Annotated in this window: 26 protein-coding genes; 7 read left to right on the top strand and 19 right to left on the bottom strand. The window is 60.9% G+C overall.

What is annotated here, in order from left to right:
* Window position 1: 1 nt before the first annotated feature.
* The 4 genes from trmD to LCH97_RS15850 form a co-directional block, all read right to left on the bottom strand.
* The gene (gene trmD / locus LCH97_RS15865; RefSeq protein ID WP_227302519.1) at window positions 2-772 is read right to left on the bottom strand and encodes a tRNA (guanosine(37)-N1)-methyltransferase TrmD; all 771 of its coding nucleotides are present in this window, start codon (window positions 770-772) and stop codon (window positions 2-4) included.
* Window positions 772-1278, bottom strand: coding sequence for a ribosome maturation factor RimM (gene rimM / locus LCH97_RS15860; RefSeq protein ID WP_026108130.1), 507 nt, complete (start codon window positions 1276-1278; stop codon window positions 772-774). Before rimM ends, trmD begins: the two co-directional genes overlap by 1 nt.
* Window positions 1279-1315: 37 nt before the next feature.
* Window positions 1316-1564, bottom strand: coding sequence for a 30S ribosomal protein S16 (rpsP, locus tag LCH97_RS15855; protein WP_017509892.1), 249 nt, complete (start codon window positions 1562-1564; stop codon window positions 1316-1318).
* 77 nt (window positions 1565-1641) lie between these two features.
* Entirely contained in the window at window positions 1642-4344 is a 2703-nt protein-coding gene (locus tag LCH97_RS15850) for a bifunctional acetate--CoA ligase family protein/GNAT family N-acetyltransferase (protein ID WP_017509893.1), read from the bottom strand.
* A 244-nt stretch (window positions 4345-4588) separates the two neighbouring features.
* Here LCH97_RS15850 and nadA point away from each other — a divergent pair, with 244 nt between their 5' ends.
* The 5 genes from nadA (at window position 4589) to rpoS (ending at window position 9211) form a co-directional block, all read left to right on the top strand.
* Window positions 4589-5506 (top strand): quinolinate synthase NadA, encoded by a 918-nt coding sequence (gene nadA / locus LCH97_RS15845; protein ID WP_227302518.1) that lies wholly within the window; start codon window positions 4589-4591, stop codon window positions 5504-5506.
* Between the two features lie 119 nt (window positions 5507-5625).
* Window positions 5626-6366 carry a 5'/3'-nucleotidase SurE gene (gene surE / locus LCH97_RS15840; RefSeq protein ID WP_017509895.1) on the top strand — a complete coding sequence of 247 codons (741 nt, stop codon included), beginning with the start codon at window positions 5626-5628 and terminating at the stop codon, window positions 6364-6366.
* Window positions 6351-7019, top strand: a complete 669-nt coding sequence (locus tag LCH97_RS15835) for a protein-L-isoaspartate(D-aspartate) O-methyltransferase (RefSeq protein WP_227302517.1) — start codon at window positions 6351-6353, stop codon at window positions 7017-7019. The genes surE and LCH97_RS15835 overlap by 16 nt, the downstream gene beginning before the upstream one ends.
* Window positions 7020-7102: 83 nt before the next feature.
* Window positions 7103-8221: a peptidoglycan DD-metalloendopeptidase family protein gene (locus tag LCH97_RS15830; RefSeq protein ID WP_227302516.1), complete on the top strand. Its 1119-nt coding sequence runs from the start codon at window positions 7103-7105 to the stop codon at window positions 8219-8221.
* Window positions 8222-8263: 42 nt separating this feature from the next.
* The gene (gene rpoS / locus LCH97_RS15825) at window positions 8264-9211 is read left to right on the top strand and encodes an RNA polymerase sigma factor RpoS (protein ID WP_227302515.1); all 948 of its coding nucleotides are present in this window, start codon (window positions 8264-8266) and stop codon (window positions 9209-9211) included.
* Between the two features lie 69 nt (window positions 9212-9280).
* Here rpoS and LCH97_RS15820 read toward each other — a convergent pair whose 3' ends face one another.
* From LCH97_RS15820 to LCH97_RS15810, 3 genes are read right to left on the bottom strand one after another with little or no spacing between them, the layout of a single operon-like run.
* A complete protein-coding gene (locus LCH97_RS15820; protein ID WP_227302514.1) occupies window positions 9281-11236 on the bottom strand; it encodes a DUF3488 and transglutaminase-like domain-containing protein in 1956 nt (651 codons plus the stop codon).
* Window positions 11223-12173, bottom strand: coding sequence for a DUF58 domain-containing protein (locus LCH97_RS15815; RefSeq protein WP_227302513.1), 951 nt, complete (start codon window positions 12171-12173; stop codon window positions 11223-11225). Before LCH97_RS15815 ends, LCH97_RS15820 begins: the two co-directional genes overlap by 14 nt.
* Entirely contained in the window at window positions 12157-13065 is a 909-nt protein-coding gene (locus tag LCH97_RS15810; protein ID WP_227302512.1) for a MoxR family ATPase, read from the bottom strand. Before LCH97_RS15810 ends, LCH97_RS15815 begins: the two co-directional genes overlap by 17 nt.
* 77 nt (window positions 13066-13142) lie before the next feature.
* Between LCH97_RS15810 and LCH97_RS15805 the strand changes: the two genes are divergently transcribed.
* A complete protein-coding gene (locus LCH97_RS15805) occupies window positions 13143-14102 on the top strand; it encodes a histone deacetylase family protein (protein ID WP_227302511.1) in 960 nt (319 codons plus the stop codon).
* Between the two features lie 454 nt (window positions 14103-14556).
* On the opposite strand, the gene def is transcribed toward LCH97_RS15805, so the two are convergent.
* Complete coding sequence (gene def, locus LCH97_RS15800; protein WP_227302510.1) at window positions 14557-15066, bottom strand: peptide deformylase; 510 nt, start codon at window positions 15064-15066, stop codon at window positions 14557-14559.
* A gap of 3 nt (window positions 15067-15069) precedes the next feature.
* Entirely contained in the window at window positions 15070-15702 is a 633-nt protein-coding gene (gene plsY / locus LCH97_RS15795; RefSeq protein WP_227302509.1) for a glycerol-3-phosphate 1-O-acyltransferase PlsY, read from the bottom strand.
* A gap of 68 nt (window positions 15703-15770) precedes the next feature.
* Between plsY and folB the strand changes: the two genes are divergently transcribed.
* On the top strand, window positions 15771-16130 hold the full coding sequence (folB, locus tag LCH97_RS15790) for a dihydroneopterin aldolase (protein WP_227302508.1): 360 nt from the start codon (window positions 15771-15773) through the stop codon (window positions 16128-16130).
* Between the two features lie 84 nt (window positions 16131-16214).
* On the opposite strand, the gene LCH97_RS15785 is transcribed toward folB, so the two are convergent.
* The 10 genes from LCH97_RS15785 to deoC all read right to left on the bottom strand — a co-directional run bounded on the left by LCH97_RS15785 (window position 16215) and on the right by deoC (window position 24951).
* Window positions 16215-16604 carry a group II truncated hemoglobin gene (locus LCH97_RS15785; protein WP_227302507.1) on the bottom strand — a complete coding sequence of 130 codons (390 nt, stop codon included), beginning with the start codon at window positions 16602-16604 and terminating at the stop codon, window positions 16215-16217.
* 99 nt (window positions 16605-16703) lie between these two features.
* Window positions 16704-17960, bottom strand: coding sequence for a D-amino acid dehydrogenase (locus LCH97_RS15780; RefSeq protein ID WP_227302506.1), 1257 nt, complete (start codon window positions 17958-17960; stop codon window positions 16704-16706).
* Between the two features lie 96 nt (window positions 17961-18056).
* Complete coding sequence (locus LCH97_RS15775; protein ID WP_227302505.1) at window positions 18057-18914, bottom strand: CheR family methyltransferase; 858 nt, start codon at window positions 18912-18914, stop codon at window positions 18057-18059.
* 65 nt (window positions 18915-18979) lie between these two features.
* The gene (gene erpA, locus LCH97_RS15770) at window positions 18980-19330 is read right to left on the bottom strand and encodes an iron-sulfur cluster insertion protein ErpA (protein WP_017509909.1); all 351 of its coding nucleotides are present in this window, start codon (window positions 19328-19330) and stop codon (window positions 18980-18982) included.
* Between the two features lie 94 nt (window positions 19331-19424).
* On the bottom strand, window positions 19425-20468 hold the full coding sequence (argC, locus tag LCH97_RS15765; RefSeq protein ID WP_227302504.1) for an N-acetyl-gamma-glutamyl-phosphate reductase: 1044 nt from the start codon (window positions 20466-20468) through the stop codon (window positions 19425-19427).
* 222 nt (window positions 20469-20690) lie between these two features.
* Entirely contained in the window at window positions 20691-21083 is a 393-nt protein-coding gene (gene rpsI / locus LCH97_RS15760) for a 30S ribosomal protein S9 (protein ID WP_017509911.1), read from the bottom strand.
* An 18-nt stretch (window positions 21084-21101) separates the two neighbouring features.
* The gene (rplM, locus tag LCH97_RS15755; protein ID WP_017509912.1) at window positions 21102-21530 is read right to left on the bottom strand and encodes a 50S ribosomal protein L13; all 429 of its coding nucleotides are present in this window, start codon (window positions 21528-21530) and stop codon (window positions 21102-21104) included.
* Window positions 21531-21883: 353 nt separating this feature from the next.
* The gene (deoD, locus tag LCH97_RS15750) at window positions 21884-22597 is read right to left on the bottom strand and encodes a purine-nucleoside phosphorylase (RefSeq protein WP_227302503.1); all 714 of its coding nucleotides are present in this window, start codon (window positions 22595-22597) and stop codon (window positions 21884-21886) included.
* Between the two features lie 193 nt (window positions 22598-22790).
* Window positions 22791-24011 carry a phosphopentomutase gene (locus LCH97_RS15745; protein WP_227302502.1) on the bottom strand — a complete coding sequence of 407 codons (1221 nt, stop codon included), beginning with the start codon at window positions 24009-24011 and terminating at the stop codon, window positions 22791-22793.
* Between the two features lie 172 nt (window positions 24012-24183).
* Window positions 24184-24951 (bottom strand): deoxyribose-phosphate aldolase, encoded by a 768-nt coding sequence (deoC, locus tag LCH97_RS15740; protein ID WP_227302501.1) that lies wholly within the window; start codon window positions 24949-24951, stop codon window positions 24184-24186.
* Between the last annotated feature and the right edge of the window lie 40 nt (window positions 24952-24991).

Here is a 24991-nt window from a genome sequence, read left to right as displayed (position 1 = left end):
GTTACTGCTCCTTGTTTTTGAGGAGATCTTGTTCCTGCTGGTACTCTGCCAGCAGCCGAGATTCCTGTTTGGATAAAGTGCGGTTTTTCAGCAAATCCGGGCGGCGCTCGAAAGTGCGGCCCAGCGACTGCTTCAAACGCCACTTGGCGATCATGGCATGGTTGCCGGACATCAGGACATCCGGTACGCGCACACCACGATATTCTTCAGGGCGGGTGTAATGCGGGCAGTCCAGCAAGCCATCCACAAACGAATCTTCGTAGGCAGACTGGGCGTCGTTCAACACCCCAGGCAAGAGACGCACCATGGCGTCCATCAGGACCATCGCCGGCAGCTCGCCACCGGACAACACATAATCACCTACCGAAATTTCTTCATCGACTTCACGATCGATCAGGCGCTCGTCCACCCCTTCATAACGGCCACACAGCAAAATCAGGCCTGGCATGCCAGCCAGCTTGCTGACTTTGTCGTGCGTCAGGGGGGCACCCTGCGGCGACAGATAAACCACGTGTGATTTATCAACACCGGCAGCGGCCTGTCGTGCGCGCGCTGCTGCAATCGCTTTTTCCAGCGGTTCAACCAACATCACCATGCCGGGGCCGCCACCATAAGTGCGGTCGTCTACGGTGCGATGGTTGTCACTGGTGAAGTCGCGTGGATTCCACGCTGAAAACTGCCAGATCGATTGTTCAATTGCCCGCCGGCTTACGCCAAAGCGGGTAATTGCGTCAAACATCTCGGGAAACAGCGTAATCGCATCAAGCTGCATTAATAATCCAGACCCCAGTCCACGGTAATCCGTTTTGCGGCCAGATCTACATCGACAATGTAATCGGACACAAAAGGTATCAGCCGCTCATCCGTATCACCACGGACAACCAGGACGTCATTGGCGCCGGTTTCCATCAGCTCGGCAACTTTGCCCAGCACGATGTCTTCCTTGTTCACCACGTCAAGGCCGATCAAATCAATCCAGTAATACTCATCATCTGCCGCTGCCGGCAGCTGATCGCGGGCGATGGCAATTTGCATGCCACGCATCCCTGCGGCGATTTCCCGATCGTCAACGCCATCAAATTTGACAACCAGACCCTTAGGCTGGGCGGAGCCATCCGTAAAGGTATAGGGTTTCCATTCGCCGTCTTTTTTCAACCACCATTGCGGGTAGTCGAAAAGACTGTCGGCGTACTGGGTATCCGCCTGGACTTTCACCCAGCCACGAACGCCAAAGGCGCCGCGGACAAACCCCATTACAACTAGATCAGCGTCACGCATGCGCCTTGCTTCCGTACTGTAGACTGATCAAAACTGATCAGGCAGCCTTCGGCTGGTCTTTCAGCAGCTTGGCTACGGAGTCGGTCACTTGCGCGCCAACGCCGATCCAGTAGTTAACGCGGTCCATGGCCAGACGAACGCGCTCTTGCTTGTCGTTAGCGACAGCATTGTAGAAACCCAGACGCTCGATGAAGCGGCCATCGCGACGGTTGCGGGAGTCGGTAACAACGATGTTGTAGAACGGACGGTTCTTGGAGCCGCCACGTGCGAGACGAATTACTACCATTGTCGATTGTCCTTAAATATACGGAATCGTAGAAAAGCCCCCGATTCTATGGCATTTTTCCCTTACGCTGCAAGTGCTTATTGGCTGTTTTGCACAGGAAGCGCTTGCAGCAGGTCTTTAGTGACGATAGTCAGGGCCCGGTCTTCCGGGTGTACCTGCACCACAAAGCCTAGGCGGGACATGAGTTTAAGCATGCCTTTGTTACCCGCCAGCACCTCGCCCACCATCACTTTCAGGCCCTGTTCACGTGCAGCATCAAACAGCGCATTCATCAGGATTACACCAATACCTTTGCCCTGCCAGTGGTCTGCCACCTCCAGTGCGAACTCGCAGCTTTCGTTATCCGGGTCGGTCACGTAGCGGGCTACCGCCAGCTGCTCCTCGCCCTCTGCGGTTTCACGGGTCATGGCCAGCGCCATTTCACGGTCGTAGTCCAGCTGGGTAAAGCGTACCAGCATGGTTTGCGACAGCTGCTTGATACTGGACATATAACGGTTATAGCGGCTTTCTTCCGACAGGTTACGCACAAACTCCTGCGTCATGTAGGCGTCTTCGGGGCGTACCGGGCGGATATTAACCGGGGTACCGTCCTTCAGCATCGAGCAGTGCACCATGTGCATGGGGTAAGGCATGATGGCCATGTGGCCATACGGTTTGGTGCGCTTGACCGTCTGCACGATGATGCGGGCGTCCAGGGCAATGACGCCGGATTCGTCGGCCACCAGCGGGTTGATGTCCATCTCGCGCACTTCGGGCAGCTCGCACACCAGTTCGGACACGTGCAGCAACACGCTCTTGAGCGTATCGATATCCACGCCCGGCATATTCTTGAACGGGCCCAGAATCTTGCCAATGCGGGTTTTGTCTATCATGCGCTCGACCAGATAATGGTTCACCGGCGGCAGGCTCAGCGCCCGGTCTTGCATGATCTCTACCGCAATGCCGCCAGCCCCGAAGGTAATCACCGGGCCAAACGACGCATCGTGCGTTACCCCTACCATCAGCTCGCGTGCGTGGCGGCGTTTGCGCATGGCTTGCACGGACACGCCTTCTATGCGCGCATCCGGCTGTGCTTCGCGCGTGCGGGTCATGATGCCGGCAAAGGCTTCGCGCAAGGAGTGTTCGTTACTGATATTCAGCTCTACACCGCCCACGTCAGACTTGTAGATGATGTCCGGCGAGTCGATCTTCAGCACCACGGGGTAGCCGATTTCTGCGGCCAACCCTATGGCTTCATCCACATCCTTGGCTAGCGTGGTGCGGTTTACCGGGATATTGAACGCGGCCAGCACCTCTTTGCTTTCGCGCTCGGACAACACCGAGCGCCCCTCCAGCAAAGCGGTCGTAATGACGGCCCGGGCTTTCAGTACGTCAGGCACCACCTGCTCGCCCTCCAGTGGCGCAGGGGTCTGCAGCAGCATTTTCTGGTTATGGTGGTAGGACGCCAGGTTTCGGAACACCTCGATGGCAAACTCGGGCGCGCGGAAATGCGCGCACTTGGCCTTGGAAAACAGCTCGCGGCTTTCCGATACCTTGGCGTCGCCCAGCCACGACAGGAACATCGGCTTGCTGCTCTCTCGCTGTAGCCCCACCATCAGCTGGGCGGTGGTCAGATGGTCGGTGCCCGCTTGCGGGGTGAAAATCACCAGGACGCCGTCCACGTTCGGGTCATCCAGACAGGCTTTGACGGCGGTACGGAAGCGCACCGGGCTGGCGTCGCCGATAATGTCCACCGGATTGCCGTGCGACCAGTTCGCCGGCAGCGACTCATTCAGCAGCTCCAGCGTGGCCGGCGCCAGCTTGGCCAGCTCCACGCCGTACATATAGGCACTGTCTGCGGCCAACACGCCAGGGCCGATACCGTTAGTAACGATAGCCAGGCGCTTGCCGGCCACGCGATAGTTGGCCGCCAGCACCTTGGCCGCGGTAAACAGCTGAGCAATGGTGGCCACGCGCAGCACACCGGCACGCGATAGCGCGGCGTCGAACACGTCGCCGCTTTCCACCAGGTTGGACGAGTGCATCAGGCCGGTAACGTCGTCTTCGTAACGGCCGGATTTCACTACCACCACCGGCTTGGTACGCGCAGCCGCACGCAATGCACTCATAAAGCGGCGGGCGTCGTGCACGTGGTGTACGTGCAGCAAAATACCCTGGGTAAAGTTGTCAGACACCAGGTAGTCCAGAATCTCGCCAAACTCCACATCCAGCGCCTCGCCTACCGATACCACGCTGGAAAAGCCGATGCCCTTGCTATCGGCCCAGTCCAGCATGGCGGTACACAGCGCCGACGACTGCGACACCAGCGCCAGATTGCCGGCCTTCACCTTACTGGTGTAGTTGCTGGCATTGAAGCCGGCTACCGGGCGCATCAGGCCCAGCACATTCGGCCCCAGGATGCGGATGCCGTAGTGCTTGGCTATCGACACCGCCTCGTTCAGTGCCTCGCGCTCTTGCGCTTCGCTATCGCCAAAATCCTTGGCCAGCAAGATGCCTTTCACGCCCTTCTTGCCGCAGTCTTTCACAATGCCGGGCAAGCTGCGCAGCGCGGTGGTGACCACCACCATATCCACAGGGCCTTCGATCAGCTTGACCGAGGTATAGGCCGGTATGCCGCCCACCACGCGGTGGTGCAGGTTCACGGGGTAGAGCTTGCCCTGGAAATTACCGGCCAGCAGGTTGGCAAAAATCGCCTGCCCCACCGAGCCTGGCGTATCGCTGGCACCCACCACGGCCACATTGCGCGGTGAAAACAAAGGTGTGAGGTAATGCGGTTTCATGATTTATCCATCCTGATGGTTTGGCGGCATCTTGCCGCAGCAGGCACGACCTTGCCATAAGGGCATTCCTGCGTGCTGCGTGGTACACGCATAGTATTGACAGTTGCATCAAGCGTATCAAGCCAGTAGCGCTGCTTGCACAATATTGCTAATCTTCGCGGTTTCGCGGTGCAGCAATGTTGTGCCGCATCAAACGATTACCCAGATCCGGAAAAGGCCAGTCCCTCACGGGAGAACCGTCATCATGAGCAAACGCGTCGTTACCCTTGCACACTACTATACCCAGCCAGAAATCCAGCAGATGGCCGACAAGGTCGGCGATAGCCTGGAGCTGTCGCTGTTTGCCCGGGAATCCAAGGCTGACATCATCGTGTTTGCCGGTGTCCGCTTCATGGCCGAGACCGCCAAAATCCTGAACCCGCAGGCCGAAGTGATTCTGCCGGATGCCGGCTCCACCTGCTCGCTGGTGACACAAACCGACGTTGCTGCACTGCAACAGTGGCGCGAAAGCCACCCGGACCACGTGCACGTGTCATATATCAACTCGTCTGCCGCGCACAAGGCGCTGTCCGACTGGATCGTTACCAGCCGCAACGTGGACGACATCATTGCGCATCTATATGAAGAAGGTAAGAAAGTCATCTTCTCGCCAGACCGCAATATGGGCGCCTACCTGAACTACCAGTACGGCTACGACATGCCGCTATGGTCTGCCGTGTGCGAAGTGCACGACAAATTCAACGAAGCCGCGCTGAACGAAGCCCTCACCGCCACCCATGGCAAGGCCCACCTGATTGCCCACCCGGAAAGCCCGCTACCGGTACTCAAGCGTGCCCAGTACGTTGGCTCCACCTCCGGCATGCTGAACTGGGTCAAAGCCTTCCAGGGTAGCAGCAGCGAAGTGATCTTTGTCGCCACCGAAGACGGCATCCTGTACAACATGCGCCTGGCGCGCCCGGATCTGGACATCCGCCAGGCACCGATCTACGCCGGCTGCCAGTGCAACTCCTGTCCTTACATGAAGATGAATACCATCGAAGCGGTAAAGCGCGCCCAGCAAGGCGAAGGCACCCGTATCGACTACCTCTCCGAGGCGGAAATGGACGCAGCGCGCCTGCCGATAGAACGTATGCTGGACTTCAGCCAGCGCTACTACCAGTAAGCCCATGCAAAACCACACAGCCCGCCCGATGCGGGCTGTTTTTGTTTATGCAACAGGCACGGCGGTTTGCGCCATGCCGATACGCGGATACAATCGTTAAGTCTTGATGGAAAGCTACGATGAAAATTCTGATTAGTAACGACGACGGTTATTTTGCACCAGGCTTGGCAACGTTGGCCGCACACCTCTCCACCCTGGGCGAGGTGGTCGTCGTGGCGCCCGAGCGCGACCGCAGCGGCGCCAGCAACTCGCTGACGCTGGACCGTCCGTTATCGGTCAGGCAGGCTGCCAGCGGGTTTTACTACGTCAACGGTACACCAACCGACTGCGTACACGTTGCCGTCACCGGTTTTCTGGACTTCCGCCCGGACATCGTCGTATCCGGCATCAACCACGGCCCTAATATGGGGGATGACACCCTGTATTCCGGTACCGTCGCAGCGGCTACGGAAGCGTTTCTGCTGGGCATACCCGCCATCGCCGTATCGCTGGCCGGCAAAAACCGCCACTTCGACACCGCAGGCCAGGTTGCCACCGACCTGGTACGCCGCTTTCAGGCCCAGCCCTTCAGCCGCCCCATGCTGCTGAACGTCAACGTGCCGGACATCCCTGCAGAACAGTTGGCCGGCACCGAGGTAACCCGACTGGGGCGCCGCCACCACGCCGAACCCGTCATCCGCGCACAAAACCCGCGTGGCGAAGCTGTGTTCTGGGTGGGGCCGGTAGGCCCGGAGCAAGACGCCGGTAACGGCACCGATTTTCACGCCATCCGCCAACAGCGCGTGTCCATTACGCCGCTGATGATAGACCTGACCGCACGCGATCAACTGGATGAAATACAAACATGGCTCAATCCCTAGTTGCAGGCAGCAATTTCGGCATGTTCTCCGACCGTACGCGCATGCGCATGGTCGAGCGGCTACGCCAGAACGGCATTAGCGAGGAACGCGTGCTGGCCGCCATGTACGAAGTACCCCGCCATCTGTTCATCGACCAGGCACTGGCAACCCGTGCCTACGACGACGTATCGCTGCCTATCGGCCAGGGACAAACCATCTCGCAACCGCTCACCGTGGCGCGCATGACAGAAAAGCTGCTGGAAGGCCGCGCCAAACCGGGCCGCATTCTGGAAATCGGCACCGGCTGCGGCTACCAGACCGCCGTACTGCTAAAAACCGGGGCCGAGGTGTTTTCGATTGAACGACTGGGCGGCATTCTGGACAAAGCCAGACAGAACCTGCGCCAAGCCAAGCTGGTACATGCCCGCCTGGTGCATGGCGATGGCCACCTGGGGCTGCCGGATGTAGCACCGTTTGACGGCATCATCATTACTGCAGCGGCACGCCAGGTTCCCCCGGCACTACTGGCACAGCTGGCCGATAACGGCCGCCTGGTGTTACCGGTAGGCGATCAGGAGCAACACCTGTGGCTGTACGAGAAAACTGCAGAGGGCATGCGTCAGACCAAGCTGGAACCAGCCAAGTTTGTCCCCCTGCTGCCAGGTAAGCAGTAAACAAAAAAGCAACACCCACCCCTATAGATTTTTGTCTGACAATTTACAGCAGGCAGATAGCTGACATATAAAATCGATACTCAATGCAAAACATCTTGTTAAAAAAACTGGCTCTAATCGGCAGCAGCGTCGCAGTAGTCTCGCTAATGGCAGGCTGCGCACAGCTGCACCAGGAAAACGCTGCAGAAATCGTGAAAGGCACACCCACTACGCAGAAACCGCGTAGCGATGCCCCCACCAAGCCGGCAGCCAGCACGCCGGCCACGACCGGCAAGGCCAGTACACAAGCCATTGCACTGGGTACGACCCCGCAAGCCAGAGTAGTCGCGGGCCAGACAACTCACACTGTTCAAGCCGGTGAAACCCTGTACCGCGTTGCTGTGAATAACGGGCTGCGCTACCAGGATCTGGCTGAATGGAACAATTTGGACGGTTACACCATCAAGGTTGGCCAGGTAATCAGGCTGACCCCACCCGATGCACCGCGTACTGGTGCAGCGGTAACCGCCCCAGCCGCCAGCAGCACTACCAGTGTAGTGAAGCCGGCAGAAACCAAACCGGCAGCAGGCCAAGTGCCGGTTGAAGCGAAAGCACCGACCAACGGTGCCGACGCTCAGGCAGCCAGCAAGGCTTATCCGAAAGCCCTGAAGCTGCCGTACTCGGAGGAGGCCATCAAGAGCCTTCCGGCCCAGAGCGAAGGAAGCGGTAAACCTGCCGTAAACGTACCACCCGCCAAGAACACGCCGGATAAACCGGTAAGCAAAGTAGAAGCAGCAACACCCGTCGCTCCGGCAGTTACCCCTGCCGAAGCCAGCAGCCCCAAAGCTGCCTCTACCGGTGTGGTATGGGCCTGGCCTACCCAGGGTAACGTGGTTCGCGGTTTTTCGGACCAGAATAAAGGTATCGACATTGCCGGCAAGGCAGGACAGCCGGTGAATGCCGCCGCCGATGGCAAAGTGGTGTATAGCGGTAGCGGTTTGCGCGGTTACGGGAAGCTCATCATCCTGCGCCACGACAAAACCTTCCTGTCGGCCTATGCCCACAACAGCCAGTTACTCGTGAAAGAGGGCCAGTCTGTCAAGAAAGGACAGAAGATTGCCGAAATGGGGAATACCGATGCTGACCAGGTGAAACTGCACTTTGAAATCCGTCAGCTAGGCAAACCTGTCGACCCGAGCAAATTTCTGGAAACCAGACCCTGACCGGACCCAGTCCTGATCAGGAACGCAAGCGGGGGAATTATCATGAGCGACGATCTTGATCTGCTGGAAGAAGTACTGGACGAAGAAGTAGAGGCCGAAGACGAGCCCCGTGCCGAAGCCGAAGACGCAGAAGAAGCAGCGGCCAGCAAAGGCTTTGAGGATATTGCCGATGTCACCCAGATCTATCTGAACGACATCGGCAGCAACGCCCTGCTCACTCCGGCCCAGGAAGTCGAGCTGGCCAGGCGTGTGGTACAGGGTGACTTCAGTGCGCGACAGAAAATGATCGAGCACAACCTGCGCCTAGTAGTAAACATTGCCAAACACTACATCAACCGCGGCCTGGCGCTGCTGGACCTGATTGAAGAAGGCAATATCGGCCTGATGCACGCGCTGGAAAAGTTCGACCCGGAACGCGGCTTCCGTTTTTCCACCTACGCCACCTGGTGGATACGCCAAAGTATTGAACGCGCGATCATGAACCAGTCGCGCACCATCCGCCTGCCGGTACACGTCATCAAGGAGCTGAATGTCTACCTGCGCGCTGCACGCCATCTGGAAAGCCAGATGGGTCGCGAGCCGACGCTGGAAGACATTGCCCACCTGACAGGCAAGCCGGTAGACGAAGTTCGCAAGGTGCTGAACCTGAACGAACGCATGGCATCGCTGGATGCACCACTGGATATCGACCCGATGCTGTCCATCGGCGAATCCATCCCGGACGAGCAGCACGAAGAGCCGGATATCCAGCTGCATAACGCACAAATAGAACACTTTGTGCACGACTGGCTGGGCCAGCTGACCGACAAGCAGCGCATGGTGATCGAGCGCCGCTACGGTCTGAACGGGCAGGAAGTCTGCACACTGGAAGAGCTGGCCGCCACCCTGAGCCTGACACGCGAACGGGTACGCCAGATCCAGATCGAGGGGCTGGAACACCTGCGTCGCATCTTGCGCCGTAAAGGTGTCACCAAAGACTACCTGATCTGAGCACATACAAACACACACACCACCGGCAGCCTGCGCTGCCGGTTTTTTATTGTGCTACGCCAGCCACGGCTAGCGTTTGCGGCCAACCTTGGCAGGGCGAAATGCCCGCACCTGTCGCCACAAATGCCGCCAGGCCGCAGCGTCACCGCCCTGCGGGCCGTATTGCAAGCGTTGCCATTGCTGTAGCAGCGCAGCCAGCGCTTGCTGATCATCCTCGGCCAGCCGCGCGGCACGGGCCTGTAGCTCGGCAGCCGTATCCCCCGGCGTAATGGCCAGCCCGGCGCCACGCAAACGTTGCCCCAGCGCCTGCCATACCCGCTGCGCCACACTGCGCCGTCCTCGGCGGCCATAGAGCACATAGGCGGCCAGCGGCAGCAATACCAGCGCCATGCCGCCCAGCAAGGCTTTCACCACGTTGGCCGCAGACACCTCGCCCAAGCCCAGCTGCTGGAACAGGTTCTGCTGGCTGGCCGCATCGTAGCCCACTACCCAGCGCTGCCAGCTGAAGTTGGCCAGCTGCCACTGCTGACCAACCCACTGCGCCCAGCCCGGCGGGCGGCCGCCGACCAGCGGCATGCGGGGCGCTACCTCACCCAGGGTATTATCGATACCGGCATCTACCCGCTGCGGAGCCACCAGCGCGGTAGCGTCCACCCGCCGCCAGCTACCGTCTACCCATACCTCGCTCCAGGCATGCGCGTCGGACGAGCGTATCTGCCAGAAGCGCCCCTGCGCATTGAACTCGCCACCCTGAAACCCCACCACCACCCGTGCCGGCAAGCCTGCCGCCCGCGCCAGTACGGTAAAGGCCGATGAAAAGTGCTCGCAGAAGCCCTGGCGGCTATCAAACAGGAAACCATCCACCACATTGCCGGCTAGCGTAGGCGGGTTCAGCGTGTAGCGCAGGCCTTGCTCGGCCAGCCACAGCTGCAGCGCCTGCAAGCGCGCGGCCGGTAGCGGATGGCGCCCGGCCAGCGCCTGCCCTGCCTGGATGGTGCGCGGGTTATCGGCAGGCAGCTGTAGATAGAATGCCTGCTCACGCTCGTCCAGCTCGTCGCGGTACTGGCTGCTGGCCACACTCTGCACGCTATAGCGCAGCCTGGTGGTGTTGGCCGCGTCGACACGGCGCAGCTTTTGCTGATAGCCCAGCACCACGCCCTCCCCCGCCTCCACGCCCTGCTCCAGCATGGGCAGATAGCCCTGGAAGGGTTCGGCTACCACATCGTAGCGCAGCGGCTGGGCCTCACCACTTAGCGCCACACCACGGGGCAGCGCCAGGTTGGCCGTCGTCCAGCGCGTGCCATCAAACTGGTCGAACACCATCACACGCCAGTACAGCTGGCTGACGCGTGGCTGGCTACCGCGAAATTCGGCAGTGAACACCGGCTCGCGCGAGGGAATCATCTTGCCGATAGCGCCAGGGCTCATGCTGTCGGCCAGGCCGGTGGTGGCGCCCTGCTGCTCGGTGGGCATGCTCCACAGCGGGCCGGGCAGGCGCGGCATCACCACAAACAGCACCACCATCAGCGGAAACGACAACAGCAGCGCCCGTGCTGTCACCGCCGGGCTCAGGCGGGCATCTTCACCCGATAGCAGCACCATGGCCCAGGTCAGGGCAAACAGGGATAACAATAGCCAGATGGCTGACAGTGGGCTTTGATCAAACAACAGTGGCGTCGCCGCCAGAAAAAAGCCCAGCGCCAGCAGCACGCGCCAGTCGCGCAGGCTGGCGGTTTCCAGCGCCTTGCCACCTACCAGCAGCAGCAAAAAGGCCACACCGCCCTCCCTGCCCACCAGGGTGCGCAAATTCAGCCATAGTGCCGCCACCGGCAACAGTAAGCCCAGCATCAGCCAGAGGCGGCGTGGCAAAGGCCGGCGCTGCCATACCAACGTAGCTCGCCAGGCCAATAGCAAGGCGAACACCAGCGGTACCCAGCCCGGCAAGTGCAGGAACAAAGGCAACGCCACCAGCGCCAGCGCCGCCAGCACGGCAAAGCTGGCCAGCCTCAGCTCATCCGCCAGCATCGCGCACTCCAAAACGGGCCAACGCCAGCAAGGCAGGCTCGCTGTTACCCGCCTCTACGCAGTACTCACCCTGCGGCAGGCGCAGCAGCAAGCCGGCACCGGCGCGGGATGCCTGCAACACGTGCCAGCATAAGTGGGATAATCGCTGTTCGGGCGGCACGTTGGCCGCATAGTCGTCCCAGCTCAGGCTGGGCTGCCCGCCCGCGACGGCCGGGCTGGCAAACTCGCGTGCCGCCAGGCTGCCGCGCCGGGCGTACACGCGCCAGGCAATGCGGCGCAGGCTTTGCCCCGCTTGCCAGGGAGCCAGCCCGGCAAAGTCGTCGCCACCGGCTTCGATGGCTGCCGACTCGCCATCGCCACCGTGCCAGGCCAGCTCGCGCGGGTCGGCCAGTGGCTGCGGATATACCCACAGCGCCGCCTGCAAACGTACATGACAAAACGCCCGCACCAGGCCCAATGGCGCCTCGGACCATAAGCGCAGCACCGGCATGGCCAGCTGCCCGCGATAAGGCGCCGCCAGCGGCAAGGCATAGTCGCCGGGCGTGGTGCATTCTGCCAGCACGGTGTCTGACTCATACCAGCGCACGCGCAAACGCCGTGGCTGGGTATCGGGCCATTGCAGCTGCAACAGAAAACGCGCCTCGTCCCCGGCAAACACGTTGGCCGCGGCACGCGCCTGCAGCTGCAAGCCGGCCAGCTGGCGGTAGGCCAGCAATACCGACAACAGCATCAATGCCACGATCCAGAACGACAGCACGTAGGCCAGGCTCACCGCGTAGTTCAGCGCGCCTATCCACACGGCCAGCGCCACCAGCAGCATCATGCTGCCAAAGCGCGTAGGCAGCAGATAGATGCGCCGCTGCGTCAGCCGTGTCTGCGCCTCACGCGGGGTGTGGCGCAGCACCCACTGCTGTAACGCCTTACGCCAGCGCCACATTGCCCAGTATCCGCAGCAGCAGCGCGCTGCTATCGCTACCCGGCAGGCGCGGTGTCAGCCGGTGCGCGGCCACCGGCACAAACACGGCCTTGATGTCTTCCGGCAGCACATGGTCGCGGCCATCCAGCAGCGCCCAAGCGCGCGCTGCGGCCAACAAGGCCAGGCCGGCGCGCGGGCTCAGCCCGTGCAAAAACAGCTCGGGCTGGCGCGTGGCCTGCAGCAGCGCCAGCACATAGCCGGCCAAAGCCGGCGACACATGCAGGCTAGCCGCCTGTTGCTGCAGCTGTAGCAAGTCTGCCGCACTCAGTGCTGCGGTCAGCTTGTGCATGACCTGGCGGCGGTCGCCACCTTGCAGCAGCTTCAGCTCGGCATCGGCTGGCGGGTAGCCCAGCGAGATGCGCATCAGGAAGCGGTCCAGCTGTGACTCTGGCAGCGGGAAGGTACCGCGCTGGCCGTCAGGGTTCTGCGTGGCAATCACAAAGAAGGGCTCGGGCAGCGCATGCGTTGCACCATCGGCGGACACCTGGTGCTCTTCCATCGCCTCCAGCAGCGCAGACTGTACCTTGGGCGAGGCACGGTTGATTTCATCAGCGAGCAGCAGCTGCGAAAACACCGGCCCGGGGCGGAACTCGAAGCGCCCTTCCCCCGGCAAAAACACACTGCCGCCCAGCACATCGGCCGGCAGCAAGTCACTGGTGAACTGCACGCGGCGGTAGTCCAGCCCCAGTACGGCAGCCAGGCTATGTGCCAGGGTTGTTTTGCCCACGCCGGGCACATCCTCGATCAGCAGGTGGCCACCGGCCAGCAAACACGCCAGCGCCAGCCGGGTTTGCTGTGGTTTCCCCAATATCAAGGCATTAAGTTGACGATACGCAAAGGTGATGGATTGCATTCGGGCCTGCTTACGCGCACTATTTATTAAAAAATCATATATCCCTTTTGCCTCGGCAAAGCAATAAGGAAACGCTTGTGCTTAACTGGTTGAAATCTCATATTACCGGCGGCGGGCTCACCGCCTACATCACCCATAGCGACTGCCTGCAGCACAATATGGGGGTAGGCCACCCGGAATGCCCGGAACGGCTGGTTGCCATCAAAGACCAACTGATGGCGTCGCAAATCTTCGACAGCCTGCAGGAGGTCGATGCGCCACAGGTCAGCGAACAGCAGCTGGCCCGAGTGCATCCGCCACACTACGTAGAGTACATCGAAGCGTGCGCGCCATCGGTCGGTACCTTCCGCGTCGACCCGGATACCGCCATGAACCCCGGCACCCTGCCCGCAGCGCAGCGCGCGGCCGGTGCGGTAGTCAAAGCGGTAGACATGGTGATGAACAAAGAGGCGCCCAATGCTTTCTGCGCCATACGCCCGCCCGGCCACCACGCCGAAAGCAACAAGGCGATGGGCTTCTGCTTTTTCAATAATATCGCGGTAGGCATTGCCCACGCCCTGTCGCAATACCGGCTGGAACGCGTGGCCATCATCGACTTTGACGTACACCACGGCAACGGCACCGAAGAAATCTTTCACGATGACCCGCGCGTGATGATGGTGTCCATCTTCCAGCACCCGTTCTACCCCTACAGCGGCGACAACCCCATGGGCAGCAATATGCACCATGTACCGATGAAGGCCGGTAGCGGCAGCCGCGAGTTCCGCGAGGCGGTGGAGTATTTGTGGCTGCCGCAGCTGCGCGAGTTCCAGCCGCAGATGATTTTCATCTCGGCTGGTTTTGATGCCCACCGCGAAGACGATATGGGTTCGCTGGGCTTGGTAGAAGCCGACTACGAATGGGTAACACGCCAGTTGATGATCGTGGCGGCAGAATGCTGCGAAGGCCGCATCGTGTCGGCGCTGGAGGGGGGATACGACCTGTCTTCGCTGGCGCGCAGCGTGGCGGCGCATGTAAAGGTGCTGTCGGACGGCTAGCCCTGCCCCATTGACATGGAAAAACCGGCCACCAGGCCTAATGCCAGTCAGTTAGGCGAATATGCTTGGCAATCAAGTGGGCGAGCGTGAGTGAAGCGCCTCATCCCGTTGGCGCGAGCCGGCCAAAGTGGTGCGCCCCAGGTTTTAAGACGCCGATTTGTTTGAGCCGCGTGACGTTAGCACGCGGCGAGTTCGGCGGCGCCTGGGGCGTGCCATTTTGGCCGGGGTTTCGAGCAGCCCCGGGTTGCGGGGTCTGCGTGCAAATCTTTGATTTGCTCAGCGATAGAAAAGGGGGCGGCAATCCGCCCCCTTTTCCGTCTGCCGGGCGGAACCGGCATCCAAATATCGTCCGCGTAGCGGACACACTAGCGCTGGTCAACGAAACAAACCCCATGCCAGTCAGCGTTAACTGACTGGCATTAGCTACCAGGCCGGTTTTTACGTGATTGCCACGTCAAACTGGCGAGATCACCCGCAGCCACTGCGGGTGGCGCCAGTACACCCAGCGCTGGCGCCAGCGTGGCAGATGGTCGACAAACACGCGGCCGGCCAGGTGGTCCAGCTCGTGCTGGATGGCCGCCGCCTGGAAATCGCAGGCCGTCAGGCTAAAAGGTTGGCCGCAGCGGTCCAACGCAGCCAGCTCGATGACTTCGGCGCGGGCGATGCTGGCGCGGTAGCCCGGCACACTGAGGCAGCCTTCCTTGCCGCGTACCCGGCCGCGCTGCGCCACGATACGCGGGTTGATCATCACCAGCGGGGCGTTGCGCCCGTCGCTGACATCCACCACCGCCACGGCGAATGTTTCGCCAATCTGGTTGGCCGCCATACCTACCCCGTTGCGGGTGGCGTACAGCGTATCCAGCAGGTCATCCACCAGATACTGCACCGCTTGGACATCGTTTACCGGCAGGGCCTGGCGGCGCAGGCTGGGGTCACTCAGGGGCAGTATCGGGCGAACGGTCATGGCTCAGGGCTGTTTTTTGTCTCCCGGCTCGGCTTGGCCAATCTTGTCTTCCTGGCCGGTCAACAGGTTTATCAGGTTCGATTTGTGGCGATGTACCACCAGAATCGCGATGATAATGCTGGTGCCCCAGTACACACTTTGCGGTCCGACAATAAAGAACGCATAAACCGGCACCAGCACACAGGCCACAATGGCAGACAGCGAAGAAATCTTCACCACAAACGCCATGAACAGCCAGGTAGCCAGTGCGGCCAAGGCCAGCCAGCCATTGAACGCGGCCAGCACGCCTACCGCGGTAGCCACACCCTTGCCACCCTTGAAGCCGAAGAATACCGGCCACATATGGCCGGCCAGCACCGCCAGGCCCGCCATGGCCACGGCCTGCTCGCCCAGGCCGTAGGCCGGGCCGAACTGCTGAACCAGCAGCACCGCCACCCAGCCTTTTAGGCCATCACCCAGCAGGGTCAGTGCAGCGGCCAGCTTTTTGCCGGAACGCAGTACATTGGTGGCGCCGGGGTTTTTGGAGCCGTAGGTACGCGGATCGGCCATGCCCATCAGCTTGGTCACGATCACGGCAAAAGACAGGGAGCCAATCAGATAGGCACCCAAAATAAAGGCAAACGCTGTTGTGGTCATGGCTTATCCACTAGAATGCAAGGCTTGGCATTTTACGGTATCGGGCACTAAACCCAAAGCCCGCAACGATGGACATTATCTTTTTGCGCGAAGTGCGCGCCGACACGGTCATCGGCGTATACGACTGGGAGCGTACCGCGCCCCAGACGGTGCTGCTGGATATCGAGTACGGCATCCCCAGCGAAGTGGCCTGCCATAGCGATGATATTGGCGACACCATTCACTACGGCGAGGTGGTCGAGCGCGTGCGAGCCTCGCTGGCTGCGCAGCACTTTTTGCTGATCGAAGCGCTGGCCGAACACATCGCCAGCATTGTGCGCGACGAATTCGGCGCACCTTGGGTTCGTGTCGCCGTCACCAAGCTGAACATCCTGCCCGACGTCAAACACGTGGGCGTGATGATAGAGCGCGGCCACCGCTCGCACTAAGCCAGCTACCAGACAAAGCAATGCGGCCAACCTTTTCGCCAAGGTTGGCCGCATTGTCGTATCGCTTACCGCGCCCGGGCCGGCTCAGGCGTCGTCGCGGTTACGCATGAAATCGGCAGTATTGTAAAACGCCTCGATCAGCCTGGTTTTCAGCCAGTCTTCGCACACCAGCTCGTTCACCGCCTGCGTCATGCACTGCATCCACTGGTCGCGCGCTACGCTATCCACGGCAAACGGCATATGGCGCATGCGCAAGCGCGGGTGGCCAAAGGTATCCATGAACAGCGGCGGGCCACCCAGCCAGCCGGACAGGAACATGTACAGCTTCTCGCGCGAGCCGGCCAGGTCGGCCGGGTGCATATCGCGCAGGCTTTTCACCGACGGGTCGGTATCCATGATGTCGTAGAAGCGGTCAGTCAGCCAGCGCACCACGCCAGCGCCACCCAGCAGCTCGTAAGGGGTCATTTCCTGCATGATGGTTTCCTGCAAAACAAGGGCTGCATGGTAGCACGCCGTACGCGGCCAACCCTGCCCCACATCAATAAAACCGGCATGGCCAGGCCGCGCTACGTACTAGCCGTGCAAAAACGGAAACGCGATCTGCGGCGCCTGCCCGCTCATCAACCCGGCCAGCGCACGGCCAGAGCCCGGCCCCTCGGTCCAGCCCAGGGTACCGTGGCCGGTATTGAGCCACAAATTGCTGTAACGATAGCGGCCAATCAACGGTACGTTGCCGGGCGAAGCCGGGCGCAGGCCGGTCCAGAACTGCGCGGCATCCCAGTCGCAGGCGGCGGGGAACAGCTGCTGCGTGCGGCGTACCAGCGCAGCACAGCGCACGGGGTTCAGGTGGCTGCTGTAGCCGGACAGCTCGGCCGTGCCGGCCACCCGCAGCGTGTCACCCAGGCGCGAGAACACCAGCTTGTGCGACTCGTCGGTAATGCTGACCTGCGGTGCCAGCGCGGCATTGGCCAGCGGCAAGGTCGCCGAATAGCCCTTGGCCGGGTACACCGCAATGTGGTGGCCCAGCTGCGCCAGCAATAGCGGGCTATGGCTGCCCAGCGCCAGCACGTAGGCGTCGGCCTGCAGCGTATCAAAGCGGCCATCCGCGCCGGTAACCGACACCCCGGCAATGCGCCCACCCTGCGGCTGCAGCGCATTGATGCGGGTGTGCCAGGCAAACTGCACGCCCGCGTCGGCACAAGCCGCCGCCAGCTGGCAGGTGAACTGGTGTACGTCGCCCGACTCGTCGCTTTCGCACCAGGTAGCGGCCAACAGCTGCGGGGCAATGGCCGCCAGCGCCGGCTCACGGGCCACGGCGTCGTCTACCGACACCACGCGGCGCGTCACGCCCTCGGCCGCCAGCAGTTTGCAGGCGGTCAGCGCGTGCTCAACCTCCTGGCGCTGGAATAGTAGCGCCAGAATGCCTTGCTGGCGGTGCGCATACTGTAACGGCAGCTGCTGGCGCAGCTGGGCGAAGGTCTGCTGGCTGTAACGCCCCAGCGCCACCATATGGCGCAGGTTGGCCCCATGGCGCCCTGGCAGGCATTCGCGCAAGAACTGCAGCGACCAGCGCCACTGCGCCGGGTCCAGATGCGGGCGGAACCACAAGGGCGCATCTTCACGCAGCATCCAGCGCAGCACGCGCCACGGGGTAGACGGGTGCGCCCACGGCTCGGACTGGCTCACCGAAATCTGCCCGCCATTGGCAAAGCTGGTCTCGCGGGCCGGGCCGCTGGCACGGTCTACCACCACGACCTCATGCCCTGCCTGGCGTAAAAACCACGCCGTAGAAATACCGATAATGCCGGCACCCAGTATGGCAACCTTCATCTCACCCCCTTGGCACACAAGAAAAAAGGCCCACAAGGGGCCTCGCCGGCAAGCATGGTAAAGCGATGCAGGCAGCATGCCAAGCTGCCGTAAACGTCAAGGTTTGCGGCGTGCCAGCTCGTATACCGTCTTGCCGCGCAGGGCAAAATAGTCCGAGGCGAAATAGAAGTTTTCCGAGTGGCCGACAAACAGCAGGCCGTGCGGCTTGATCAGCGGGTGAAACTTCTTGAGCACCGCAAACTGCGTATCGCGATCAAAGTAAATCATCACATTGCGGCAGAACAGCGCATCGAACTGTTTGCGCATCGGCCAGTTGTTATGCACCAGATTCAGCTGGCTGAAAGTAATCATGCTGCGCAGCTGCGCCTTGGCCTGATAGTTGCCATCCGGCAGCTTGTCAAAGTAGCGCGCGGCGTAACCGGCCGGCAGCTTGGTAATCTTGTCGGCGCTGTAAATGCCCTTGCGGCCAACCTCCAGCACGCTGGTATCTAGGTCGGTAGCCAGAATATTGATATTGCCACGCCCGCCCAGCGCTTCCAGCGCCGTCATGGCGATGGAGTACGGCTCTTCACCGGTAGACGACGCCGCGCACCAGATGCTGATTTCCTGCCCGGCCGGCAGCGTCTTCAGGTAGTCGCCCAGCATGTGGAAATGGTGTTCTTCGCGGAAGAAGAACGTCAGGTTGGTGGTGAGCGCGTTCACAAACAGCTCAAATTCGCGCTTGCCCCCCGCACTTTGCAAAAAGTCGACGTAGGCGGCAAAACCATCCAGCTTCAGCTCGCGGATACGGCGTACCAGGCGGCCGTACACCATGTCTTTCTTGGTGGGGTTCAGCGAGATGCCCGCTTCCTTGTAAATCAGCTGCCGTACACGTTCGAAATCCTGTTCACTGAACGCAAACTCGCGGGTGAACTCCACCTTGGGCAAAATGATGGGCGGAATCTTGTTATGCATGATGTTTCTCCGCAAAAGCAAAACCCGGGTAAAACCCGGGTTTGTGCATGAGGCAACGCTCGGGTTTACACCGAAAAGGACGAGCCGCAACCACAAGTGGTTTGTGCATTCGGGTTGCGAATCACAAACTGGGAACCTTCCAGGCTTTCCTGGTAGTCGATCTCTGCACCTACCAGATACTGGTAGCTCATCGGGTCTACCAGGAAGGTTACGCCAGCACGCTCAATAGCGGTATCGTCTTCATTCGCGATTTCGTCAAATGTAAAACCGTACTGGAAGCCGGAGCAGCCGCCGCCGGTAACGAAAACGCGCAGTTTCAGGTCCGGGTTGCCTTCTTCGGCCACCAGGTCACGCACCTTGTCGCAAGCGCTGTCGGTAAAGTTGATCGGGGACGGGGTTTCGGTAGCAGCAGTCATCTCACAAGCCTTTCGGTACAAGGACGGGCCGCGCCAGCGGCCCTTCATCCTACTATTTTAGTAGGATATTGGGCCGGCTGGCGAGTTTTCAACATCAGGGCATCAGCGGCACGATATCCAGGCCGGCATTTTCCGGCTGGCCGAACATCAGGTTCATCACCTGTACTGCCTGGCCGGATGCGCCTTTGACCAGATTATCTTCTACCACCAGAATCACCAGCAAGTCGCCATTGCCCGGGCGGTGCACGGCGATACGGGCGGTGTTGGCACCACGTACCGAGCGGGTTTCCGGGCAGCTGCCAGTCGGCAGCACATCCACGAACGGCTCGCTGGCAAAGCGCTGCTCGAACAGCTGCTGGAAGTCCACCTCGCGGCCTTCCGGTTTCAGGCGCGCGTAGATGGTGGAATGAATACCGCGGATCATCGGCGTCAGGTGCGGTACAAAGGTCAGCTTGACCGGCGCACCATGGATAGCCGACAGGCCCTGCTCGATTTCCGGGCTGTGGCGGTGGCCTTTCACGCCGTAGGCCTTGAAATTGTCACCCGCTTCAGCAAACAGGGTGCCCACCTCGGCCTTGCGCCCGGCACCGGACACGCCGGACTTGCAGTCGGCGATCAGGGTATCGGTTTCGATGTACTGTTTGCCGCCTTCCAGCAGCGGCAGCAGGCCCAGCTGTACCGAGGTCGGATAGCAACCGGCCATGCCGATCAGGCGCGCCTGCTGGATGGCTTCGCGATTCACCTCGGGCAGGCCGTAAACGGCCTCGGCCAGCAGGTCGGTACAGCTGTGTTCCATGGCGTACCACTTGGCAAACACGGCCGGGTCTTTCAGGCGGAAGTCTGCCGCCAGGTCGATCACCTTCACGCCAGCCTCCAAGAGCTCGCGCGCCTGGGCCATGGCCACGCCGTGCGGGGTGGCAAAGAACACTACGTCGCACGCCTTCAGATCGGTTTCGTCGGGCGTACTGAACGCCACATCCACACGGCCGCGCAGGCTGGGGAACATCTCGGCCACCTTCATGCCGGCTTCCTTGCGCGACGTGACCGCCACGACTTCGGCACCCGGATGGTTGGCCAACAAACGCAACAGCTCGACACCGGTGTAACCGGTACCGCCGACAATGCCCACCTTGATCATGCCAGGCTCCTTTGGATATAAAAAAATGTCGCAAAGGCGACATGGTAAGGAGTGCGGCAGTGCAATGCAACAAGGAAAACAACTCGGGTCAGCTGTTGCCAAGCAGGCCTTTCCAGGCTACGCCGGGCGGCCAGTATTGCGGCCAACCTTGGCAGATAACACCCGCGCCAAAAGAAAAAAGCCACCGCGAACGGTGGCTTTTTTTGTCTCGCAACAAGCAAATTAACGCTTGGAGAACTGCTTGCGACGACGTGCTTTGCGCAGACCCACTTTTTTACGTTCCACTTCACGGGCATCGCGAGTAACGAAGCCGGCGTGGGACAGAGTAGGTTTCAGCTCAGCGCTGAAGTCGATCAGGGCACGGGTGATGCCGTGACGGATTGCACCAGCTTGGCCGGTTTCACCGCCGCCGTTCACGTTAACCATGATGTCGAAAGACTCCAGGTGCTCGGTGATTTGCAGTGGTTGACGGATAACCATGCGACCGGTTTCGCGAGCGAAATACTGGTCAACTGGTTTGCCGTTAACGATGATCTGGCCGGAGCCTTTTTGCATGAACACACGAGCTACGGAGCTCTTGCGACGGCCGGTACCGTAGTAGTATTTACCGTTCATCTATACTTGCCTCAGAAATCAGATTTCCAGCACTTTTGGCTGTTGCGCAGTGTGCGGGTGCTCGGTGCCGGCGTATACCTTGAGCTTCTTGATCATGGCGTAACCCAGCGGACCCTTCGGCAGCATACCTTTAACGGCTTTTTCCAGAACGCGCTCCGGGAACTGGTTTTGCAGTTCGGTGAAGTTGCGCTCGTAGATACCACCTGGGTAGCCGGAGTGACGGTAGTACTTCTTATCCAGTGCTTTGTTACCGGTAACGCGCAGTTTCTCTGCGTTAACGACAACAATGTAATCACCGGTATCAACGTGCGGAGTGAACTCCGGCTTATGCTTGCCGCGCAGACGACGAGCGATTTCAGCAGCGAGACGGCCCAACACCTTATCTTCGGCGTCGACCACGAACCACTCGCGCTTTACCTCATGCGGCTTGGCAGAAAAGGTCTTCATGGAACTCTTCCATCGTAATTCTTGAAAGTTCCGGATTCTATTACAGAGATACCCTGCTGTCAAACCTAAGTCACGATTCAAGGCCTTGTCGGGCAAAGAGAAACCGTTTTCGGTACACATTGGGCAAAAAGGCAAAAAAAGAGCGCAATCGGGCTTGCCTGATTGCGCCAAGTTCCACCTATAGAAGGAGGATGGAGGAGACAACACCAAAACGCACACTTTCACGCAACGTCCTGATGTGTCTTGATTATGGAATTGCGCTAGACACTTTGCAAGGCAATTTTGTGCATTGCACCAAAAAATGTTTACCGCACGCTACAAACCCTTTGCAAAGCAGCTGTAGCAGGCTGGCATTACAGCTTGAGCGCCGTTTCCAGTGCGATTTCCATCATGTCGCGGAAGGTAGTCTGGCGCGCCTCGGCGTCCATGGCCTCGCCGGTAGGAATCACGTCCGATACCGTCACAATGCCCAGCGCGCGCGCGCCGTATTGCGCGGCAACGCCGTAGATGCCGGCTATTTCCATTTCCACCGCGTTCACATTCATGCTCTTGAGCGTGTCCAGCAGCTGCGGCTGCACGCCGTAGAACAGGTCGGCCGAAAACACATTACCCACCTGCACCTTCTTGCCCAGCTGGGCTGCGGTTTCTACCGCCGTGCGCAGCACCTCGAAGTCGGCAATGGCGGCGTAATCGTGATCCAGGAAACGCATGCGGTTGATCTTGCTGTCGGTGCAGGCGCCCATCGCGATGACGATATCGCGCAGGCCCAGCCGTGCCGCGTCTACCGAGCCGCAAGAGCCGATGCGGATGATGGTTTTCACGCCAAAGTCCTTGATCAGCTCGGTGGTGTAGATGCTGGCCGACGGAATACCCATGCCGTGCGCCATCACCGACAGGCGCTTGCCCTTGTAGGTGCCGGTGTAGCCGAACACATTGCGCACGCTGGTAACCTGTACGGCATCGTCCAGGTAGGTTTCGGCAATCAGCTTGGCACGCAGCGGGTCACCCGGCATCAGTACGGTGTCGGCAAAATCGCCCAGTTCGGCGCCAATATGCGGTGTAGCCATGTTTTATCTCCTTGTTTTGATCGCGACGGCCGGCTGATACACGGGAGCCACAGGCCGGAGGGTGCTCTGCCCGCCGTCGGAGATGGTATGCGCCAACACGTCCGCTCCTGTACGTGTATGTTGGCCGCAGTCAAAAACAGGCCGGCGACGGGTGCCATGCGCCCCCTGCCACCGGCAAAGTACCTTTCAGGCCCTAGCCCAGAAATGACGTGCCGTACGCCATGGCCGGCACGCCCAGCCAGCTGGCCACGCTCTGGCCGATATCGGCAAAGGTGGCGCGCTCGCCCAGGCTGCCAGGCGCTACCTGCTTGCCGTAGCACAGCACCGGAATGTGCTCTCGGGTATGGTCGCTACCTGGCCAGGTGGGGTCGCAGCCGTGGTCGGCGGTAAGGATCACGATATCGTCGTCGCCCATGGCGGCCAGCAGCTCGGGCAGGCGTGCGTCGAACTGCTCCAGCGCACGGGCGTAGCCGGCCACATCACGACGGTGGCCGTAGCTGGAATCGAAATCGACAAAATTGGTAAAGATGATGCTGTGGCCAGGCGTGGTCTTCAGCGCCGCCAGCGTGGTATCCCACAGCTCGTCCAGGCCGGTAGCCTTGTACTTTTGCGTAATACCGACGTGGGCGTAGATATCGGCGATCTTGCCCACCGACACCACCTGCCCGCCCGCCTCTGCCAGTTTTTGCAGTACGGTGGGGGCTGGCGGCTCTACCGCCAGGTCTTTGCGGTTGCCGGTGCGGCTGAACTGGCCCTTGCCACTGCCGACAAACGGGCGCGCAATCACGCGGCCGATATTGTACGGCGCCAGCGCCTCGCGCGTGATGCGGCACAGCTCGTACAGGCGCTCCAGGCCGTAGGTTTCCTCGTGGCAGGCAATCTGGAACACCGAATCCGCCGAGGTGTAGAAAATGGGCTTGCCGCTGGCCATGTGCTCTTCGCCCAGGCGGTCGAGGATCTCGGTGCCGCTGGCGTGGCAGTTGCCCAGGTAGCCCGGCAGGCCGGCCTTGGCCACCAGCTCGTCCAGCAGCGCCGGCGGGAAGCTGTTTTGCTTGTCGTGGAAGTATCCCCAGTCGAACAGCACCGGCACACCGGCGATTTCCCAGTGGCCGGACGGCGTGTCCTTGCCGCTGGACAGCTCGCGGGCGTAACCGTAGGCCGCTACCGGCGCTGCCGGGTCCATGCCCTCGGGGAAGTAGCCGGATGACAGTTCACAGGCGTGACCCAAGCCCAGGCGTGACAGATTGGGCAGCTGCAGCGGACCGCTGCGGCCAACGTTGGCCGCACCGCTGGCGGCGGCACGGGCGATACTGCCCAGGGTATTGCTGCCTACATCGCCAAATTTATCGGCGTCGGCACTGGCGCCGATGCCCAGGGAATCCAGTACCAGAATGATGGCGCGTCGGTTTGTCATGGTATTGCCTCGTCGTGTTGGGCGCGCAGTACACGCTGCGCTTTATCTGTGTTTTTAGCACGCTGGCGGCGGCAAGGACAGTGCCCGCCAGACCAGCTAGTCATCCATAAAAAAGGTTGGCCGCATCGCTGCGGCCAACCTTGCCGGGCGCACAAACCACCCTTGGCGCCGCTTAGTAGCCGCTATGCTGCGTCACCGCCCCGTCCTGCACTACTGCTTGCAGGTTGGCCAGCAAGCCAGAGGCACCAAAGCGGAAGTTGGCTGGCGTCAGCCACGCTTCGCCCATGATATGCGCCGCCTGCTGCAGGTAGAGCGCAGCATCGTCGGCCGTGCGCACGCCACCGGCCGCCTTGAAGCCACAAATCCGGCCGCTATCGCGGATGGCCTGCAGCATGATGGCGGCGGCCTCCAGCGTGGCGTTAACGGCCACCTTACCGGTGGAGGTTTTCAGAAAGTCCGCCCCCGCGGCCAGCGCAATGTCGCTTGCCTGGCGGATCAGCGCTGGCGTGGCCAGCTCGCCGCTTTCGATAATCACCTTCAGCAGTTTGTCGCCACAGGCCGCCTTGCACGCCGACACCAGCTCGCGGCCAAGCTCGGCGTTGCCGGCTTGCAGTGCGCGCCACGGAAACACCACGTCCACTTCGTCGGCACCGTAGGCGATGGCAGCGCGGGTCTCGGCCACGGCAATCGCCACGTCGTCATCACCGTGCGGAAAATTGGTCACGGTGGCAATGCGTACGCCGTTGGCACCGGCACGCGCCAGCGCACGGCGCGCGTGCGGCACAAAGCGCGGGTAAACGCACACGGCGGCTACCTGCCCCGCGTCGCTGCGCGCCTTGGCGCACAGTGCGTCTATGGTGGCCACGCTGTCGTCGTCATTGAGCGATGTCAGGTCCATCAGCGACAGCGCCAGCTGCGCCTGCTGTTTCAGGTCTTGCATGATGCACTCGGTTAACAGTGATTGCAGGCCCATCCCGGGC

It is taken from the genome of Vogesella sp. XCS3 (assembly GCF_020616155.1).
GTDB lineage: Bacteria > Pseudomonadota > Gammaproteobacteria > Burkholderiales > Chromobacteriaceae > Vogesella.
The sequence above is the reverse complement of the archived record's forward strand: the minus strand, read 5'-3'. Positions and strand labels throughout refer to the sequence as shown.